The organism is Bacillus cereus group sp. BfR-BA-01310, assembly GCF_022664325.1.
In the GTDB taxonomy this organism is placed as follows: Bacteria; Bacillota; Bacilli; order Bacillales; family Bacillaceae_G; genus Bacillus_A; species Bacillus_A paramycoides.
On sequence record NZ_JAKUHD010000009.1, the window covers coordinates 172,753 to 192,880 of the forward strand.

Sequence of the window (20,128 nt, forward strand, 5' to 3'; positions counted from 1 at the left end):
ATTTGAAGAATTTTTGCATACATTTTTCATTCTATAGAAATTAAATAATTAAAATATAATATGAAAATGTTGTATTATTCGAAATATTACATTTCATGGAAGAACCTCTAGTATCATATTTACTAGAGGTTCTTCCTATTTTACTATTCTCTATCTTTTTCTACTTCTTTTTTCTCATTTTCTACTACTGATACGACAGGTTTATCGTTTGATAATTGCTGCACGGCACCTTTTCCAGCGAATCCTTCTAGTAATTCTTTTAAATCAATACCAGAAGAAGCTTTTAATGTCTCCTGCATCGTTGCCATTAAATCAGTCGCATAACCCGCAACTTTTCCAGCACCGCTATTCTTACCACCGCCGCCTGTATCGACAACTGTAATCTTATCAATGTTACTAAGTGGACTTGCAATTTCTTTCGCATAACTTGGAAGCATTTTAAGGACCATATCCATAATCGCGGCTTGCCCATATAATTCAAATGCTTCTGCAATTTTTTGTTTCGCTTCTGCTTCTGCTAAACCTTTTAACCTAATAACATCTGCTTCCGCTGTACCTTGTGCCTTTTGTACTTCTGCCTTCGCCTGACCTTGTGCTTTTTCAATTTCTGCTTTTGCTAAACCTTCCACACGAACTTCTTCTGCACGTGCTCTTGCTTCTGCCTCAATTTTATATTGATCCGCATCTGCTTTTTTCATTTGTTTTACTTTTTCCGCTTCAGCTGATTGTTCAACAGCATAGCGATCTGCATCTGCCTTTTTCTTTACTTCTGCATCATATTGCTTTTCACGACGCGCAATCTCTTTTTCTTCTAATTCAATTTGCTTTTCACGCTCAATGATTTTAACTCGCATTTGCTCTTCTGTAACACCTTGTTGCGCTTTCGCCTGTTGTAATTCGTAAGAAAGATCCGCATCTGCACGAGCTTGTTCTTGATCTCTCTTATAAGACTGCACTTTTAATTCCTTATGTTTTTCAGCTTCAGCGATTTGTGCATCACGTTGATATTCTGCTTCTTTTGCTTCTTTCTCAGCACGAGCTTTTTCAATTCGTGCCTCTTTTTCACGCTCTGCATTTGCAACTGTTGCATCACGCTTAACCATTGCAATTTGTGGCTGACCAAGTGCATCTAAGTAGCCGTTTTTATCCATTATTTCTTTAATTGTAAAGGAAACAATACGAAGTCCCATCTTCTTCAAATCAGTAGAAGCTACTTCATGTACCTTTTGTGCGAATTGCTCTCTATTACTATAAGCATCTTCTACTGTCATAGAAGATAAAATAGCACGTAGATGCCCTTCTAAAACTTCTTTTGCTTCTATTTTTAACTCTTCCGTTTCTTTTCCTAAATATTGTTCAGCTGCTGTAGAAACTTCTTCAATTGTCGATCCTACCTTAATAATAGAAACACCGTTTACTGTAATCGGTACACCTTGTTTCGTATACGTATCACGTGTTCCAACTTCTAATTTGTAGTTTAATAAGCTAAGAGGCTCTCCTCTTTGCATAATTGGAACTACGAAAGTACCACCGCCGCGGATAATCTTAATCTTCTTTCCGTCATCAGTGGTAACAACATTCTTTCCACCACCAAGCCAGTTCCCTGTCACAATTAATGCTTCATCTGGGCCAACTGTTCGATACTTCGTAATGAATACTAAAATGAGTAGAATTAAAATTGCGAGTAAAACTCCACCGATAATTAATGGAATCGTCATGTAAATTCCCCCTTATAATTTTGGTTTTTTTAAAGAATAAGCGATGTTCTGTACAAGTAAAACACCATCTTGAACTCCCTCAATAATGACCTCGGTTCCTTGTGAAATATCTTTCTTTCCAATTGTTTTCGCTGGTATTGCATTACTTCCAAATTTAGAGGAGATTAACACTTCTCCAAATCCTTCTGTAGGAATTGTCGTAATGACTTCTCCCTTGCAACCAATGAATTCATCCATACGTTGCACAGTGTTTTGTTCTGCTTCTGCAATCGGTTTTAAAATTAATATTTTCATTATGAAAACACCGATGAAAGATATAGCAAATGAACCAGCAAAAATAATAGTACTATTAAAGGAAAATAAATATTCTCCTATATAACTAAGTCCACATAACATGGCGAAGAAACTAAGTAGTAAAGTAACAACGGATACAGATCCGCCCCCAAAACTAAATATTGATTCAAATATATCTCCAAAGAAAATATAAATAACAGTGAGTATAGTAGCAATAATAAATCCATATAAATAAATTGTTTCAAGTGGATAACCAAACAAGACCATTTCTTATCCCCCTTTCTTAAACAATCCCTTTTTTGTTATGTGTATGCCCCACCTCTTTCAAAGATTATCATTCTTAATTTTCAGTTATTTACCCTTTAAAGAAAAGCCTGTAAGACAGGCCTCTAAAAAAGAACAGGAGAAACCTATTGTGACAGGCTCCTCCTAGAAAATAACCGATATATTATATATCTATATAATATATTATTTTCCACAAAAAGTAAAGTTAAACATACATTGGAAGAGCACTTATTTTACTGATAATGCGTACGCTCCATCGCCATTATCATATTTATATACATACAAGTAATACTTACCTGGTTTTGCATTAAATTTTGCTTCTATATGATTTCCATTAGCTTGACCGTAAGCTGCGTAATTTTGCATATCTGATTCATGGTGAAGTACCCATGTCATCCCGATTCCATGCTCATTTAAAACAGAAATGTCGATATCTTTCGCTGATGCCACATTAAATGTATAAACATCGGTGTGATCCACGCCGATAAGGCTACCTTTTATAGTAGTATTTAACCCGATACGATTGGCTTCCTCTGGACGATTATTTGGTTCTGATTCTGTTAAACTTCCATCTGTAATCGTAACAGTTGTTTCAATTTTACTCTCTTTACCTTTATCATCTTTTACTCTTAACGTTACTTTATAAGTGCCTTCTCTTTCATATGCATGTACTGGATTAACTTCTGTACTTGTGCTTCTATCCCCGAAGTCCCATAAATAAGAAACAATTTTTCCATCTTCATCGTTTGAACCATCGCTCTTAAATTGAATTCCTTCTTTTACAAGCCCATTATAAGGACCATTTATATTAACCGTCGGAGCTTTATTTTCTTCTTCATCTTTTGCAATACCATGGAAGACTACATCATATTCAAATTCATTTGAAGCATTCACACGATAATTGACGAAGTATGCTGTAACAGTTTTGTAGCCACTCCATTCTTTTTGCGCTAATTGTTCTAAAGCTTCATTTACTCTTTTGCTCATTGCTTTCCAATCTTCTGATTCACCCTTCGTTACACTACCTGTATACGTACCTTCTAATGTAAATGTATTGAAGAATTGAGATGTATGTTTTGTCATTTTTGCATCTTTCATATGCAACGTATCGTTAATTTCCTTCTTCACTTCTGCTAACGCTTTCGGTGCATGTTCAGCTAAATAATCATCTGATACTTCAGGTACATTATACTTATCTTGATTATCAATTAACTGCTGCATATACTCTTGATACTCTTTATTTAATCTAGGATCTTTACTTAAGGTCTCACGATACTTATCATAATTTTTCACGTCATTCGCACGAATTAAATCTTGAATTTTATCAAACGCTTCAAATTGATGAGTATATAAGTAAGACTGCAATGCGAACGAGTAGTTATAGAAATCCCAAGAACCATATTTAGCAAATAGTGTACGCTCTGCTGTATAACGGCTTGCAGGGTCAGATGATAATCCACTAATTATGCTCTTTCTCGGTACAACGTTATTCGTACGGGTAGATCCCGCAAAAAATTCCGCATTCCCTTCTTGGAACCAAGTTAATCTTTCATTTTGATACATATCTCCTCTTCCAAATAAACCTGGAACCTCATATCTTCCTTGAAGATAATGAGTAAACTCATGACGGAATAACTCTTCTAAACTATAAATACTTTGCTCTGGCGTACGCTCATATGTAAAGAATGTACCTGTCTCTTCAATATAAATTCCACCGTTGTTTGTCTCATATCCGTACAGTTGTCTATTTAACTGATATTCATCTGGAGTGTTATAGATTACTATCGTTAATACATCGTCGGCATTACCTTGTTCTAAAGCTTTATCATTACCGATTACACGGTGATATTGCGCCTTTACTTCTTTCGCTGCCCAATACAATCTCTTAATTTTTTCTTCTGATACTTTATCCCCTGTTTTAAACACAATGGATCCATCGTCAAATGTGTACGTTTTTGGTAAGTATTGCTCTTTTCCTTCTTTACGTATCTTCTCTAAGTCTACCGTATTCCCGCTATAATCTTTCCCGTTATAGTTTGTTGTAATTTGTTCTACTGCAACAAAATACGATTCACTTAGACGTGGATACATATACATTGCTTGTGTTACAACTTCTAAGCCCTTATTTGGATTACTATGAAACTTTCCTAAACGACTAGCAAAATAAATCCCATTATTTATAAGCCACTTATTTTCTGATGTTACTTGATTTAGAAGAGCAATGCGATTAATCTCATTAATAAATCCATCTACTTTTCCATACCACATTGTATCTTTTGCCTCTTTACGAGTTTCAAATAAATAAGATTGCATATCATAATCAATACCTTGCATAAGATCGTATACAGCTTGTCCTTTCATACGATCTTCTACATATGCATGGAAATTATCATTATATTGTTTTAAAATATTAGCTGTATATTGCACTGTTTCAACATCACTTGATGCATTACTAATTAATTTACCGTATGCAGATACGACTGTATCTTGCTCATTTGTTCCAAGCTTAAAGTTTGGATTTTTTGCAATAGCTTTTAACGCTGGTAAACATTTGTCCTGAAAGCTTCTTTCATTTAAATCGCTTAATTCTTTATTATAAAATGCAAGGTAAAAAGCCGAACGTAATACTTCAGTAAATGTTTGAATTCCCTTTGAATCATCTTTCGTAAATGTACTACCTCTATGAGCTAATTCATCTATAATTACTTGCATTCTTCCTTTGTCTTGATAGAAAGCTTTTGCGTCTTCATTAAACTGGAATAAATCTGTAATTTGATTCCACTTAATACTCCCTAACGTTTCAATTAACTCTTGATGACTCATTTTGTTTAAATCAGCCATTGAATAGTTTTCTTTAACTTGTTTTCTTACTGAACTTTTCATAATAGGTGCTGGACGTTGTGAAAAGTCTCCTACTTTTAAACGTTCTTGAAACGATAATGTTTCATCAACTTTCGAAGCATGTCCAATCTCATCTACTGTTTTTTCAATTCCGACCGGTTTCGATTTCAACACGTTATATGGTACTTTTTCTTCCGCTGACACATGAGTTTGAATTACTCCTAACGATAGAGCCATTGTACTAATACTAAGCATCACTTTATTGAACTTTGATTTCTTGTTCACACTATTTCCTCCTATTTAAATATTCCATTCAAGAAGTTAACATATTATCCAGATAAAATAATGTAAAATGCAATATTTCATATTATTTCTTTATACATTTTGACCATATAGTGAACGAACTTTTTGCATGATTGGGTAAATAAAGAGCTTGAAAAACTAGGTAAAGAAAACTTCCTCCACACACTATATAACAAGCATTTAAAAGAAGAATTCGTGCCTCAAATTAGTCCTGAATCCGTTATTACTGAAAGTGGAAAAGTAAATTTTAAAAACCCATTCGTATGAAATGTAATTTTCATACGAATGGGTTTTTTACTCTATTATATAGTGCTGTAAACATGACTTCTCTTCAAAACCTACTTTCTTATACAATTTCATAGCACTTTCATTATTCGTATTCAAACATAGTTCTATCTCTTCCATCCCTTGGAAGGAGAAAATATACTGAATTGCAGCTTGTAATAAACACGCTCCAACACCTTTTCTCCTACTATTTACAGCAGTTGCAATAAATTCGATATTTGCTTCATGAAACTGCGGATTTACTTCAACATATACATAACCTTCTAACTTATCATTCTCCTTACTTACAAATAATTTATTTGTATCACCTAACCGTTCAATAATTTCATTTCCTTCATAAATATATAAATCAAAATGTAATCATTTCTCGAATAAATGACAATGTTTTTCATTGTAGACTAAAAAATAAAAAGTTTACAAAAAATTAACCCCTTTTAAGGGGTTATGCCATTTTCTCTCCAGATTCTTCTCTAAAAAAGCTTTTCATTGCATGAAATACATCTGCTTTTTGCTTTAAAATATAATATCTGAAATTCTCATCTTTAATATTTTTATATGCCGACATAAGCGTACTGTGGCGGTTGTACTGGTTCACTTCCCCATAACCAAACATATTACACTTCTTCATCAACTCTTCCACAAGCTTTACGCATCTAGCATTATCCGAAGTTAAATTATCACCGTCTGAAAAATGGAATGGATAAATATTATAGCGATCTGGTGAATATTTATTATCGATTAACTCAAGTGCTTTTTTATATACAGAAGAACATATTGTTCCGCCGCTCTCACCTTTTGAGAAAAACTCTTCTTCTGTGACGACTTTCGCTTCCGTATGATGTGCAATAAACTCAATATCAACTGTTTCATATTTTGTGCGTAAAAATCTTGTCATCCAAAAGAAGAAGCTACGTGCCATATACTTCTCCCATATTCCCATCGATCCACTCGTATCCATCATCGCTAATACAACAGCTTTCGAATCTGGCTTTAACACTTCATTCCAAGTACGGAACTTTAAATCTTCTTGGTGAATCGGATGGAAAGATGCTTTACCACGCATTGCATTTCGTTTATATGCGGATATCATCGTTCGTTTCTTATCAATATTTCCCCATAATCCTGTTTTTCTAATATCATTAAATTCAATGTGCTCAATTCGGTTTTCATCCATTTCTTTTCGCTTTAAATTAGGCAGCTCTAACTCTTTGAAAAACGCTTGCTCTAATTCTAAAATTGAAACTTCCGCTTCATAATAATCTTCCCCAGCTGCATCTCCTGCTCCTTGCCCTTTTCCTGGTCCTTTCTGCTTTTGACCACCTGATCCATCTCTCGCAACGACATCCCCAACTTTGCTATCACCGTTTCCTTGCCCTACATGTTTATTTTTATCATAATTATATCTAATCTTATATTCATCTAAAGAACGAATCGGTATTTTCACAACATCCCTACCATTAGACATAACAATATTTTCTTCTGTTACAAGGTCTGGTAAATTATTTTTAATTGCTTCTTGTACTTTTTCCTGATGGCGTTGTTGGTCGTCATATCCTTTGCGATGGAGGGACCAGTTTTCCTGTGAAATCGTATAATTTGGTTGATTTTCTTCGCCCATGCCTTTCCCTCCTTACTGTATTTTTCTCTCATATGAACAGCAATCTATAATTTTGTTTTCTAGTGTGCATAACTAGAATATTTGAAAAGTAACTGTTCATCGAAACTCATCCCATAAACATATCAATTATTTTTCGCACAATACTCCGAGCATCTTAAACAAAATTTTGCCACTCACATAATAGAAAGAAACATTCAGCCGTTGATAAGAAAGAAACACAACGCATTGTTGCACACATCTCCGCTTTGCAACATATTGTATTGTGTTGGCTTTTTTCGTATGAATGGTTGGTTACTCTATCATATGCATATTGTAAAAATAATTGACAATAAATTCATGAAATTGCATCTTAATTTATTATATTTGGACAAGCTATGACACTTTTTACAAATATCAGTGGATAAAAAAACGCTGTCCCGAGAACAAGAGACAGCGTTTTTATTATCAGACTATCGATTTAACAAACTACCTACATAGCGTAACAGTTCATTCGCAGATGAAGAATTATAGCCATGCTCATCAATTAAGCGTGCAACAACATCATTGATTTTCTTAAGCTGATTTTCGTCCGGTGTTTTCGTTGATGTTGTAATTTTCACTATATCTTTTAAATCAGCAAATAGTTTTTTCTGAATCGCTTCACGAAGACGTTCGTGTGAATTATAATCAAAGCGTTTTCCTTTACGTGCATAAGCAGAAATACGAATTAAAATTTCTTCACGGAATGCTTTCTTAGCATTTTCTGAAATTCCAATTTGCTCTTCAATCGAACGCATAAGTTTTTCATCCGGGCTCATTTCTTCACCCGTTAACGGATCACGTAATTTTGATTTATTGCAGTACGCTTCGACGTTATCTAAGTAATTATCCATAAGTGTCTTAGCTGATTCTTCGTATGAATAAACAAACGCTTTTTGTACTTCTTTCTTAGCAATTTCATCGTATTCTTTTCTCGCTAATGAGATGAAATTCATATAACGCTCTCGATCTTCATTACTAATCGATGGATGCTGATCCAACCCATCTTTTAAAGATCTAAGTACATCTAACGCGTTAATAGATGGTACCTCTTTTCGAATAATTGTAGAAGAAATTCGGTTAATGACATATCGAGGATCAATACCCTTCATACCTTCATCTTGATATTCGCGTTGCAGCTCCTCTACATCAATCGCATTATAACCTTCTACCGTTTCTCCATCATATAAACGCATCTTTTTAATTAAATCAATATCCGGACGCTTCGGATCTTTTAAACGAGTTAAAATAGTGAACATTGCTGCAACTCGAAGTGTATGTGGTGCAATGTGGACATTGGATACATCACTTTCACGAATCATTTTTTCATAAATATGTTCCTCTTCACTCACCCGTAAATTATATGGAACTGGCATTACAATAATTCGTGAATGCAATGCTTCATTTTTCTTATTTGCTATAAATGAGCGATACTCTGTTTCGTTCGTATGCGCTACAATTAATTCATCTGCTGAAATAAGCGCAAATCTTCCTGCTTTGAAATTCCCTTCTTGCGTAAGTGATAATAAATGCCATAAAAATTTCTCATCACACTTTAGCATCTCTTGGAATTCCATCATACCGCGGTTCGCCTTATTTAATTCTCCATCAAATCGATACGCACGTGGATCTGATTCTGAACCATATTCTGCAATGGTTGAAAAATCTAGACTACCTGTTAAATCGGCAATATCTTGTGATTTTGGATCAGACGGACTAAATGTACCAATCCCTGTACGGCGATCTTCAGAGAAGAAAATACGCTCTACAACTACATCCTCAATTCTTGATCCATATTCTTGCTCTAGACGCATAACATTTAATGGTGATAAATTCCCTTCAATTCTTACTCCATACTCATCAAAGAAATCATCCCGTAAATGATGTGGAATTAAATGAAGTGGATCTTCATGCATCGGACAGCCTTTAATTGCAAAGATCGCTCCACGATCTGTTCGTGAGTATGTTTCTAATCCTCGTTTCAACATCGTAACTAATGTTGATTTCCCTCCACTGACAGGACCCATTAATAATAAAATACGCTTTCTAACATCTAATCTTTTTGCAGACGGATGAAAATATTCTTCCACAAGGCGTTCTAAGGCATCCTCTAATCCAAATAGTTGATTACTAAAGAAGTTATATTTTCTTCTACCATCAACTTCTTCAATACCAGCATCTTTTATCATATTGTAAATGCGAGAGTGTGCTGTTTGAGCCACCCATGGTCTTTCTTTCACAAGCTCCAAATACTCCGCAAACGTACCTTCCCATTGTAAACGTTCTTCTGCTGCTCGATGCTGTTCAATCTTTTTTAGAATATCCATTATAGCTCCTCCCCCATCTCCTTGTTCAATCGGATTATTATAAAAGGTATGCTAGGATGTCCTTAAACATTCTTTAAATCAAAACGAAATATATAATAGCGCTATAAAATTCTCTCCAAAATTCAAAGAAAATTCTGTATAATAAAGGTATTAACGTTTTTAACTTGCTATTCATTTTTATTAAATTCTTTTCTTCTAAGAACCTTACATACATTTCGATTAATAAATAGAATTCGTCAACCGAAAAAGTAAGGAGGAAATTAGTATGAAGTTATTATTAATTTTAGGTGTATCAATTACATTTCTTACAGCTATTTTCACATCCGGTTATAACGATAAACCAGGTACACATAAAAAGTGATGTGCTTTTTAGCACATCACTTTTTTCTCGTTTTTTTAAATTATTTAAAATAAATATTTTCCACATCGCATATCGATAAAGGGCGATTATAATAATAACCCTGTACGAGTTTCACATTCTTCTCCTTTAAAAATTGTATTTGTTCCGCTTTCTCCACTCCTTCTGCAATTACATTTAATCCTAGAGTATGTGCTAAATGAATAATTGCAGCCGTAATATTCGTATCTCTTTCATCTTTATATATACCTTCCATAAAAGAACGATCAATTTTTAACGTATCAATTGGATATGTTTTTAAATAACTTAAAGATGAATATCCCGTTCCAAAATCATCTAAATGAATCTTTAAATTTTGTTCTTTTAACTGTAATAACACTCTTTTCGATAAATCTTTATGTATAAGGGCCCCTTCTGTAACTTCTATTGATAATAAATGAGGTGGCACATTGTACTTTTTTAAAGCTCGTGTAATCATCTCTATTAATGTAATAGAACGAAAATGTCTGGCCGAAATATTAACTGCAATCGGTACAACTTCATATCCTTTATTTAACCATTCACGTATTTGCTTACAAACTTGATGTACTACCCATTCATCAAGTTTAATAATAAACCCTGTTCTTTCAGCAAGTGGAATAAATTGATTTGGTGGGACGAGACCCAGCCCCTTATTCTCCCACCTTATTAGCGCTTCCATACTCGCTATCGTTTCTGTTTCAATATTGATTTGAGGTTGATAATATAGGAAAAATTCCTTTTTCTCTATAGCACGATGCAACTGGTTTTCTATTACAAACCTTTGTTCACGTTCACAATCTAATCCATTACAATAAAAATAATAATGCCCTTTTCCTTTTTCTTTTGCTTTCTCCAAAGCTGCGTCGACTCTTTGGAAAAGCATTTTTTCATCCACTCCATCTTTTGGGGCCATTACAATCCCAATTGATGCACTTAAATAAACATCCTCTTCCTCTATTACAAAATGCTCACTAATTTTCTTTAGTATAGTTTGTGCAACTTCCTCTACGCATTCTTTCGTTATATTTTCTATTAACATAACAAATTGATCATCGTGTTCTCTAAATAAGTGCATACCTTCTATTTGTTGGTTTCGTAAGTATTCCGTGACTTTTTTTAATACTTGATCTCCTTCTTTATGACCAAATGTATCATTAATTAGGTGAAATTCATCTAAATCTATAAAAACAAGAGCAAACTCTTTATTATCATTTAAAAGAACATTTAATTTATTTGTACATGAAATTCTATTCATTAGCCCTGTTAACTGATCATAGTAAGCCAAATATTCTGTTTTCATTTCATTTAATACTTGCATTGTAACGTCTCTCGTAACAATATATACCCCAACAATTTCACCATTCACAATAATCGGGATAGTTCTCACAGAAATATAAAGCTCATATCCTTCTTTATGAACATATTTCTTTGCAACGACTTGTTTTGCCCTTCCCTGTAAAGCCCCCTTAAATATAGTTTGAAAAGCTTCTTCATATTCCTTATTTATAAACTGAAAAACAAATTGATTACTTAGCTCTTCATATCTATATCCAAATATTTCATACGTTGCTGGATTTGCATATGTAATTCTCCCAATAGAGTCTACAGATATAATGGAATCATTATTATATTCTAGTAATGACTTAAATAACATTTGTTTTCCCTCTATTTCCACCTTTTCCTCAACCTGTGCTGTAATATCCCTAGTAATACAAATAATAAACTGGCATATTCCATCCACATCGTATACTGGATTAAGTGAAGATTCATAATGGATATCACCAGTTGGTAAACTGATTACATCACAAAAAGTATGCGCTCTCGCTTCTTTCATTACTTTTACATATTGCCCTTGTAATATTCTGGCCGTACCTTCTGGCAATACTTCTGCAAAAGTTTTTCCGTAACACTCTTCGCTTAGCCTAGCGTGATCCATCCCTATTTTATTCACATATATATATTTAAAAGTTTCATCATCAATAACTTTCACAATGAATACTAAATCTTGAATAGCATGTAACAATCCTTGTCTTATTAAATCCATATCTATCATACTTAAAAAGGTATTTTGACTGTTATATTTTTCTTTCATATTTATCTCAACCCGTCTTCTCTATTTTTATTCATATATCTCATTCTATATGAATATGTACCTTTTTTAAAATGTATGATTACATATTATTTTTATTTAAATAAAAAAGTCGCCAAATGGCGACTTTTAATAAACGATTTCTAAATCTAATCCTGGATAATTTTGTTGACGGAACGCTTCATAAATTAAAATTGCTGCTGTATTAGATAAATTTAATGAACGTACTTTATCCGTCATTGGAATACGTAAACAATGATCGAAGTTTTCTTCAATTACATTAGCTGGTAATCCATTTGTTTCTCTTCCAAACACGAAATAGTAATCCTTCTCACGTTTGCTATAATCAAATGCTGTATGAGCTTTCTCGCCATACTTTGTTAAATAGAAGAATTCACCATCTTTATTTTTCTCATAAAACTCTTCGATTGAATCATAATACGTAATTTTTACGTGCTGCCAATAATCTAATCCTGCACGCTTTAACATTTTGTCATCCGTTGAAAATCCAAGCGGTCTAATCAAATGTAATTCTGTTCCAGTTGCTGCACAAGTACGTGCAATATTTCCTGTATTTGCTGGAATTTCTGGTTGATATAAAACAACATGTACTCCCACGCGATATTCACCTCTATTTTTTGTCTACTACGTATTATACCACTTGAACGAAAAATCTCTACCCATTAATAATATGAAAGAATTTATATTTCATTTGTGGTGTGTATTTACTAGAGTCTTCATAATTCCAATAACGCCGACGGCTATTCGCTGAATGTGCATTTACAAGCGGCATCCCATCTGCATCTTTTGCTACTACAATCGTCGTATGATTCCACCTACCATCATCCTCGAAATCATAAACAATTACATCACCAAGAATAAGGTCTTCTGGCTTTTCTACTGCTTCTGCTCGAAGACCAGTTGTAGCGCCTGACAAATACCAATAAAAAGAGTGTGCTACAGCCCAACTCCAACTCCACTGGTTTTCTCTTTGCCACCATCCTTTACGGATATTAGGATACCCGTTCATTGGTACTTCTCCAGTATGAAGACATTGCGAAATATAATTCGTACAATTATCAGGGAAATTACGATACGCAGGATTTCGATCATCCCACCAGCGCTCTGCATATTTTACTGCTTCTAAACGATTATATTGATATGAACCGTATTTTTCTTTCGTGACTTCCCGCTCTAACGTCTCACCTATTCCACTCTCTTCTTGCACTTCAATAGCATAATCATCTATTATACGGCTATTGCTTAAACAGACTCGTCGTTTTAATTGTTCCTCTTCGATATAAAATAATTCTTTATGCTTAATTAAATATTTCAAGTGTATTTGATAATCAATTTCTTGATGCTCACCACTATTCAATTGTCTATTGAAAGAAATATCCGCAGTTGCTTTCACTATATCTGCACTACGTTTTTGAAACAATTGTTTCTTTCTCTGTACCATTTGTAATAAATCTTCAGCAATACCATCCACATCTGTTCGTTTCTCTGTTATATATGCTAAAAACTGTTGCACTTGCTTTTCAACACTCGCTTTTACAACCATTCAGTCTCCCCCCCATATTACAATATGAAAAAGGGAGATATTATCTACTCTTTTTTCTGCGCTAACAATTCAAGCCCACGATTCATTTCATGAAGAACCTCTTCGTCCTTCTCGCGTCCCATCGCTTTTTCAATGGCTTCGCCTACTCCATCTCCACCAATTTTCCCAAGTGCCCATGCTGCTGTTCCGCGAAGTACTGGCCTTGGGTCATCTTTCATAACACCAATTAAATCAGGAATTGCTGCTGTTTCTTTAAAATGTGCAAGTGCTAAAATGGCATTTCGTTGCAATGGCTTTTTACCTCTCCATGAACCAGACATAATTCCATACTTCTCTTTAAAATCACGATTACTAATTGTTAAAAGCGGTGTTAATAACGGTTTAACTAACTCAGGATCTGGCTCCATTTCAGGATGGTTATGAAAATCCATTCCTTTATTTTTCGGACAAACAGTCTGACATGTATCACACCCATATATACGATTTCCTATTTTATCGCGATATTCTTCAGGCAGAAATCCTTTTGTCTGTGTTAAAAAGGCGATACATTTCTTCGAGTCTAACTGTCCACCTTGTATTAAAGCACCTGTAGGACAAATATCAATACATTTCGTACAACTTCCACACTGATCTTCTATTGGCTGATCAGGAGGAAATGGAACATTCGTAATCATTTCTCCTAAGTATACATACGAACCAAATTCAGGCGTAATAATAGCGCAGTTCTTACCACTCCACCCAATACCTGCACGCTCTGAAACAGCTCGATCACTTAGCTCACCTGTATCAACCATTGATTTCACTTCTATATCCGGAAGTTTTTCGATTAAATATGCCTCTAACTTTTGCAAACGATCTCGTAAAACAAGATGATAATCTTGTCCCCAAGAAGCGCGACAAAAAATCCCACGTCGTTCTCCCCGCTTACTTAACGGTGCATTTTTTAATTTTGAAGGATATGCTAAAGCAATCGCAATAATCGATTTCGCACCAGGTAACAATAGCTGTGGATTAGTTCTCTTCTCTATGTCAGGCTCTTCGAATCCAGACTGATAATTTAATTGTTGTTGCTGGATTAGACGCTGCTTTAATTCCTCAAATGGTGACGCACTGGCAAACCCTATTTTATCTATACCAATCGTTTTACTATACGCAATTACTTCTTGCTTTAATTGTTCAAAATCCATTCTTAATCGCCTCCTCCGATGAATCCATCCCTTATGTAACGACTATATTGGTTAGCAATTCACTTTCGGAATAATATTCTTTACTTCTATTTTCGCATACAATTATGATTTTCAAACATTAAAAAACGCAATGCCTCGTTTATCTTGGAAACGAAACACTGCGTTGATCACAATTTATTAGAAAAACATTAAATAAAATTTGGAGCGGGTGAAGAGAATCGAACTCTCGACCAGAGCTTGGAAGGCTCTTGTTTTACCACTAAACTACACCCGCAAATATGAAATAAATATAAGATATTGAAATAACTTATGTAAAGTAGTATAGCATGTAAAAAAATGCGAAGCAAGAATTTTATCGAAAAAAGTCGAAAAAGTGATGAGATACTCATCACTTTTTCAATTCTTTATCAATTGCCTTCTTCATACTATCGAAATCAGGGTTTGCAAGATTTCCATTTATATATACTGAAGGAGCACCTTGAACATTTAATTTTTTAGCACGATCTGAATCTTGACGTACTTTGTCTTTAATTTCTTTACTGTGTAAATCTTTTTTAAATTGTTCTACATTAATTTTTGGAAGCTTGTCTTGCACAATCTTAAGAAGTAATTCTTCTGTAATCCATTCTTCCGTATCTTTCTTTTGACTTTGATAAATCTCATCATAGAAAATCCAGAATGAATCTTTATCTTGTTTATAAATTGCTTCACCAGCAGCTGCACCTAAATCAGAATCTTTTCCGATAAATGGGAAGTTAATGAAATATAACTGGACTTTGCCTTTATCAATATATTCTTCTTTTAATCGTGGTAATACTGTTGCATCCCACGTACGACAAGCTGGGCATTTAAAGTCGCCAAATTCAACTACCTTAACTGGAGCATCATCTTTCCCTAAAGATTGTTGCGTAGAATAAGCAAACATCTCATTCCCTTTATCTTTTTTGTCATTTATGATGCTATACACAATCGTCCCGATTACAATCAATACTGCGATAGAAAAAACTATACCAAGAGCTATGAGTTTGTTTGATGATTTCATATACATTCCTCTTTAAATTCATATTCTGTATACATCATTGTACACAATACACATAATATCAATACTTTCATAGGTCACGCAATGAACACGCTCACATAAATTACAAAAACACAACAATTGTGACAATATTGTGTCGCCATTTGTCACATTTTATTCAAAAAAAAGAAGCTCCTCTATAGGAACTTCTTTTAACTTACTGCTTTTTCACGGGCATTTTTTAACATGGACTGCTCTGTTTTTATATCATGACGAATTACTAATTTCTCACTAACTGCCTGCACATATTCATCATGATTTATATATCCTTCTTTCTCCATTAGTCTTAAAACTACATTTCGTCTCTCTACTGCTTTATCATAATTTTGTGCAGGTGAGTAATAAGCTGGCGCTTTTACTACAGCAGCCATCATTGCACTCTCAGCCAACGTTAATTGATTCACCTTTTTACCGAAGTAAAGATTTGCTGCTTTTTCAATTCCCCATGCCCCTTCTCCGTAGTAAATATTACTCACGTATAATTTTAAAATCTCATCTTTCGTGAATGTACGTTCAATTTTTTTCGTATAAAAAATCTCTTTCCACTTACGAGAAAATGTACGTTCATTAGATAAGAAAGCATTTTTAGATAACTGCTGTGTAATCGTGCTTCCTCCTTGCACAACACCACCAGCTTTTATATTTTCAATAGACGCTCGAATAATTGCTATATAGTCTAAACCATTATGATGATAAAATCTTTTATCTTCCGTCGCAATAAATGCGTGTGTTAATGATTCTGGCACCTCTAACTTAGCGGGTACTTGCAATTTACTAATATCACTTCGCTCAATCATTACATTTCCAATGAATAATAATGTACAACTTAACAATAATAATAAAATGATGGCTTTATAAAAAAATTTAGTTATTGGATTCAATGCAACTTTTTGATGATAGTTCACTCTAGATAATACTCGTTCTTTCATCTTGAACACCTCTTTTCCACACAGCATATATAACTCTTAACTTAAGAATACCTTGTTGTAAAAGAATATCCCATCGATTTCTCTTACACCTACCTTACAACATTGTAAGGTATAAAAATGTATTGTATCACAGTCCTTTTTTATCTACTACTCATATGAAATGTTGAATATATATTATTTCCCTCATTATTTGCAGGCGTAGTATTTCCCTTAATAACCAGTCAAAGTAAAGAGCTTAAGACAGCACTAAGTCCCTTATAAAAGCCTCTTAATATATACTTTATTCTTTTATTATATCAGCTATAAATTTTTACTTTTAAACATCTAGCAATCTAATTATATACGATATATTATCATTATACAGAACAAACGTTCCTGAAATCAAGACTATCCTTCGTATTATCCCGCTATTTGCGGGCAGTAGGACTCCCCCTAAAAGCCCGATTGGTACGGGCTTTTAGGGGGATGAACACCCTCCACTGATTAAAGTTTCACTTTATCATTTTGACCTTTTTCTGAAACAGTATACATAAAGAAAAGGTTAGCAATTTGAGATGTCCTCAAATAACTAACCTAAACTTTACATTCTTCCTATAAGATTATACGGCTGAACTTCCCATGTTTCGTATGGAATGAAATGCGTTGCTTTCATCGCATCAAGTGTCCTTGATTTCATATGAGGACGCGTTATATACTCATCGATGTTCTCATCGTTTAAAGCAACAAATTTGGCTTCTTTTATTTCTTCAGGTTGAATTTTTATTTCACCACTAACATATGCCACTTTAAAAACAACAGCTAAAATATGCATAGAAGCGTTATAATAAACCCCTGTAACTCCGATAGGCTTCACAGTTAAACCCGTTTCCTCCATTATCTCCCTACAAACAGCTTGATCGAGTGCTTCTCCTTCTTCTACCTGTCCTCCAGGCATTTCCCACGTATCGGCTCGCCAGTGCACTTTCGTTAAAAGTACCTCATTCTTCTCATTTGTCAAATAACCTGCTACGGCAACAATATGCTTTGGTGTTTTATGCTCCACATAAATACCTCCTAGAAATACGATTATTTCATATACAATCTATAACCATATTCCCTAACTACAACAAAACACCTTTAAAACTTTATCATCTTAATTAATTCAATAAAAAAGAGACCCATTTCGTTAAACGAAAGGGTCTTCTGTCTTATATTATTCTCCTAAGTCTACGTTGTGGTAAACTTGCTGTACATCTTCTAAATCTTCTAATGCATCAATCATTTTTTCAAATTGTACTTGAGCATCTTCAGGAAGTGTTACATCACTTTGTGCAAGCATTGTTAATTCTGCAACTGTAAATTCTTCAACACCAGCATCTTTAAGTGCAGATTGTACTGAATGGAATTGATCAGGTTCAGCATAAACGATGACAGAATCTTCTTCTTCTAGAATGTCACGCGCATCTACATCTGCTTCCATTAAAATTTCAAGAACTTCATCTGATGTTTTACCTTCAAGACCAATAACAGCTGTCGCATCAAACATGTAAGCTACAGAACCGTTTACACCCATGTTACCACTGTTTTTGCTAAATGCAGCTCGTACATCTGCTGCAGTACGGTTTACGTTATTTGTAAGTGTATCCACAATTACCATAGATCCATTTGGTCCAAACCCTTCGTAACGAAGCTCATCGTAGTTTTCTTCTGAACCACCTTTTGCTTTTTCAATCGCACGATCAATAATGGTTCTTGGTACATTGTATGTTTTCGCACGCTCTAATACAACTCTTAGCGTTTGGTTTGATTCTGGATCTGGTTCGCCTTGTTTTGCTGCCACATAAATTTCACGTCCAAATTTCGCGTATATACGGCTTGTATTTGCATCTTTTGATGCTTTTTTGTCTTTAATGTTGTTCCATTTACGGCCCATACTTTCCACTCTCTTTCCCGTTTTAAATCTACATAAAAATATTAATATGAAATATAATGTTTATTCAACACTTTTTTAAAATAAATGTAAAAAGTTCATTATTGATTCATATTACTGACATAATATAAATCACTATCATTTTGTTCATTCAACAAATTATATTATACATGAATTTCTAGGTTTATTACGAGTTTAACACTCAAATAACATCTTTTAACAACAAAAATAAAAACTTCCTAAATAGAAGTTTTTTATTTCCCTTTATTTCTATTCAGGAAGATCTCCGAGGTTAGTTAAAGCTCCAGTAACATTAGGTATGTCTAAAAAACAAAAAAGACTCTAACAATAATGTTAGAGCCTTTTTATGAAGTCAACGATACCGATGGTCGGGGTCGAACCGACACTCCCGAAGGAACACGATTTTGAGTCGTGCGCGTCTGCCAATTCCGCCACATCGGCATAATAAGAAAGGCGGCAACCGGATTCGAACCGGTGGTAAAGGTTTTGCAGACCTCTGCCTTACCACTTGGCTATGCCGCCATATGAAGTTAAAATGGAGCGGAAGACGGGATTCGAACCCGCGACCCCAACCTTGGCAAGGTTGTATTCTACCACTGAACTACTTCCGCAAAAATGGCTGGGCTAGCTGGATTCGAACCAGCGCATGACGGAGTCAAAGTCCGTTGCCTTACCGCTTGGCTATAGCCCACCGAAGTTTTACTTAATTATATGTAAGTATCCATTAATTTATTTGTAATTTTTAAAAATAAAAATGGGGCGACTGATGGGAATCGAACCCACGAATGCCGGAGCCACAATCCGGTGCGTTAACCACTTCGCCACAACCGCCATGTTGTGTTTATATTTGGCAGGGGCAGTAGGAATCGAACCCACACTGGAGGTTTTGGAGACCTCAGTTCTACCTTTAAACTATGCCCCTATGTAAATGGTGGAGGGGGGCAGATTCGAACTGCCGAACCCGAAGGAGCGGATTTACAGTCCGCCGCGTTTAGCCACTTCGCTACCCCTCCGAAACTTACATGGTGCCGGCTAGAGGACTTGAACCCCCAACCTACTGATTACAAGTCAGTTGCTCTACCAATTGAGCTAAGCCGGCGTATTTTATTAAAATGGTGGCTCGGGACGGAATCGAACCGCCGACACGAGGATTTTCAGTCCTCTGCTCTACCGACTGAGCTACCGAGCCTTATTAAAATGGCGGTCCCGACCGGGGTCGAACCGGCGATCTCCTGCGTGACAGGCAGGCATGTTAACCACTACACCACGGGACCATTTGGTTG

At 34.8% G+C, this 20,128-nt stretch carries 13 protein-coding genes, 11 tRNA genes and 1 pseudogene; all 25 read right to left on the reverse strand.

Annotation, left to right across the window (positions count from 1 at the left end):
* Positions 1 to 143: 143 nt before the first annotated feature.
* The 25 genes and pseudogenes from MR109_RS18715 to MR109_RS18835 all read right to left on the reverse strand — a co-directional run bounded on the left by MR109_RS18715 (position 144) and on the right by MR109_RS18835 (position 20,119).
* Positions 144 to 1,718, reverse strand: a complete 1,575-nt coding sequence (locus MR109_RS18715; RefSeq protein ID WP_002174775.1) for a flotillin family protein — start codon at positions 1,716 to 1,718, stop codon at positions 144 to 146.
* 12 nt (positions 1,719 to 1,730) lie between these two features.
* Complete coding sequence (locus tag MR109_RS18720) at positions 1,731 to 2,279, reverse strand: NfeD family protein (RefSeq protein ID WP_002174774.1); 549 nt, start codon at positions 2,277 to 2,279, stop codon at positions 1,731 to 1,733.
* 246 nt (positions 2,280 to 2,525) lie between these two features.
* A complete protein-coding gene (gene colA, locus MR109_RS18725) occupies positions 2,526 to 5,423 on the reverse strand; it encodes a collagenase ColA (RefSeq protein WP_242273491.1) in 2,898 nt (965 codons plus the stop codon).
* Between the two features lie 312 nt (positions 5,424 to 5,735).
* Positions 5,736 to 6,065, reverse strand: a pseudogene (locus tag MR109_RS18730) (GNAT family N-acetyltransferase); the annotation flags it as partial.
* Positions 6,066 to 6,168: 103 nt separating this feature from the next.
* On the reverse strand, positions 6,169 to 7,344 hold the full coding sequence (gene yhbH, locus MR109_RS18735) for a sporulation protein YhbH (protein ID WP_002174772.1): 1,176 nt from the start codon (positions 7,342 to 7,344) through the stop codon (positions 6,169 to 6,171).
* 449 nt (positions 7,345 to 7,793) lie between these two features.
* Positions 7,794 to 9,689, reverse strand: a complete 1,896-nt coding sequence (locus MR109_RS18740) for a PrkA family serine protein kinase (protein ID WP_000353273.1) — start codon at positions 9,687 to 9,689, stop codon at positions 7,794 to 7,796.
* Positions 9,690 to 10,090: 401 nt separating this feature from the next.
* Positions 10,091 to 12,160 carry a sensor domain-containing protein gene (locus tag MR109_RS18745; RefSeq protein ID WP_242273493.1) on the reverse strand — a complete coding sequence of 690 codons (2,070 nt, stop codon included), beginning with the start codon at positions 12,158 to 12,160 and terminating at the stop codon, positions 10,091 to 10,093.
* Positions 12,161 to 12,286: 126 nt separating this feature from the next.
* Entirely contained in the window at positions 12,287 to 12,775 is a 489-nt protein-coding gene (gene trmL, locus MR109_RS18750; protein WP_000538147.1) for a tRNA (uridine(34)/cytosine(34)/5-carboxymethylaminomethyluridine(34)-2'-O)-methyltransferase TrmL, read from the reverse strand.
* A 58-nt stretch (positions 12,776 to 12,833) separates the two neighbouring features.
* Complete coding sequence (locus MR109_RS18755) at positions 12,834 to 13,721, reverse strand: amidase domain-containing protein (protein ID WP_242273494.1); 888 nt, start codon at positions 13,719 to 13,721, stop codon at positions 12,834 to 12,836.
* Positions 13,722 to 13,765: 44 nt separating this feature from the next.
* Positions 13,766 to 14,908, reverse strand: a complete 1,143-nt coding sequence (gene queG, locus MR109_RS18760) for a tRNA epoxyqueuosine(34) reductase QueG (protein WP_002174768.1) — start codon at positions 14,906 to 14,908, stop codon at positions 13,766 to 13,768.
* 200 nt (positions 14,909 to 15,108) lie between these two features.
* Positions 15,109 to 15,182: transfer RNA gene (locus MR109_RS18765), tRNA-Gly, on the reverse strand.
* A gap of 114 nt (positions 15,183 to 15,296) precedes the next feature.
* Positions 15,297 to 15,950: a DsbA family protein gene (locus tag MR109_RS18770; RefSeq protein ID WP_242273495.1), complete on the reverse strand. Its 654-nt coding sequence runs from the start codon at positions 15,948 to 15,950 to the stop codon at positions 15,297 to 15,299.
* A 188-nt stretch (positions 15,951 to 16,138) separates the two neighbouring features.
* The gene (locus MR109_RS18775) at positions 16,139 to 16,915 is read right to left on the reverse strand and encodes a transglycosylase domain-containing protein (RefSeq protein ID WP_002174766.1); all 777 of its coding nucleotides are present in this window, start codon (positions 16,913 to 16,915) and stop codon (positions 16,139 to 16,141) included.
* Between the two features lie 580 nt (positions 16,916 to 17,495).
* On the reverse strand, positions 17,496 to 17,957 hold the full coding sequence (locus MR109_RS18780) for an NUDIX hydrolase (RefSeq protein WP_242273497.1): 462 nt from the start codon (positions 17,955 to 17,957) through the stop codon (positions 17,496 to 17,498).
* A gap of 150 nt (positions 17,958 to 18,107) precedes the next feature.
* Positions 18,108 to 18,827: a YebC/PmpR family DNA-binding transcriptional regulator gene (locus MR109_RS18785; RefSeq protein ID WP_002174764.1), complete on the reverse strand. Its 720-nt coding sequence runs from the start codon at positions 18,825 to 18,827 to the stop codon at positions 18,108 to 18,110.
* A gap of 377 nt (positions 18,828 to 19,204) precedes the next feature.
* A tRNA-Leu gene (locus MR109_RS18790) sits at positions 19,205 to 19,286 on the reverse strand.
* A 10-nt stretch (positions 19,287 to 19,296) separates the two neighbouring features.
* A tRNA-Cys gene (locus MR109_RS18795) sits at positions 19,297 to 19,367 on the reverse strand.
* Between the two features lie 14 nt (positions 19,368 to 19,381).
* Positions 19,382 to 19,456: transfer RNA gene (locus MR109_RS18800), tRNA-Gly, on the reverse strand.
* A gap of 5 nt (positions 19,457 to 19,461) precedes the next feature.
* Positions 19,462 to 19,536 (reverse strand) — tRNA-Gln (locus MR109_RS18805).
* A 64-nt stretch (positions 19,537 to 19,600) separates the two neighbouring features.
* A tRNA-His gene (locus MR109_RS18810) sits at positions 19,601 to 19,676 on the reverse strand.
* Positions 19,677 to 19,693: 17 nt separating this feature from the next.
* A tRNA-Trp gene (locus MR109_RS18815) sits at positions 19,694 to 19,767 on the reverse strand.
* Positions 19,768 to 19,774: 7 nt separating this feature from the next.
* Positions 19,775 to 19,858: transfer RNA gene (locus MR109_RS18820), tRNA-Tyr, on the reverse strand.
* Between the two features lie 10 nt (positions 19,859 to 19,868).
* Positions 19,869 to 19,944 (reverse strand) — tRNA-Thr (locus MR109_RS18825).
* A gap of 14 nt (positions 19,945 to 19,958) precedes the next feature.
* A tRNA-Phe gene (locus MR109_RS18830) sits at positions 19,959 to 20,034 on the reverse strand.
* A gap of 9 nt (positions 20,035 to 20,043) precedes the next feature.
* Positions 20,044 to 20,119, reverse strand: a tRNA-Asp gene (locus MR109_RS18835).
* Between the last annotated feature and the right edge of the window lie 9 nt (positions 20,120 to 20,128).

Coding starts and splice junctions, on each gene's coding strand:
- MR109_RS18755 (WP_242273494.1), bottom strand. CDS start 13,721: ATGGTTGTAAAAGCGAGTGTTGAAAAGCAAGTGCAACAGTTTTTAGCA.
- MR109_RS18715 (WP_002174775.1), bottom strand. CDS start 1,718: ATGACGATTCCATTAATTATCGGTGGAGTTTTACTCGCAATTTTAATT.
- yhbH (WP_002174772.1), bottom strand. CDS start 7,344: ATGGGCGAAGAAAATCAACCAAATTATACGATTTCACAGGAAAACTGG.
- MR109_RS18740 (WP_000353273.1), bottom strand. CDS start 9,689: ATGGATATTCTAAAAAAGATTGAACAGCATCGAGCAGCAGAAGAACGT.
- MR109_RS18775 (WP_002174766.1), bottom strand. CDS start 16,915: ATGAAAGAACGAGTATTATCTAGAGTGAACTATCATCAAAAAGTTGCA.
- MR109_RS18770 (WP_242273495.1), bottom strand. CDS start 15,950: ATGAAATCATCAAACAAACTCATAGCTCTTGGTATAGTTTTTTCTATC.
- MR109_RS18785 (WP_002174764.1), bottom strand. CDS start 18,827: ATGGGCCGTAAATGGAACAACATTAAAGACAAAAAAGCATCAAAAGAT.
- queG (WP_002174768.1), bottom strand. CDS start 14,908: ATGGATTTTGAACAATTAAAGCAAGAAGTAATTGCGTATAGTAAAACG.
- MR109_RS18720 (WP_002174774.1), bottom strand. CDS start 2,279: ATGGTCTTGTTTGGTTATCCACTTGAAACAATTTATTTATATGGATTT.
- MR109_RS18745 (WP_242273493.1), bottom strand. CDS start 12,160: ATGAAAGAAAAATATAACAGTCAAAATACCTTTTTAAGTATGATAGAT.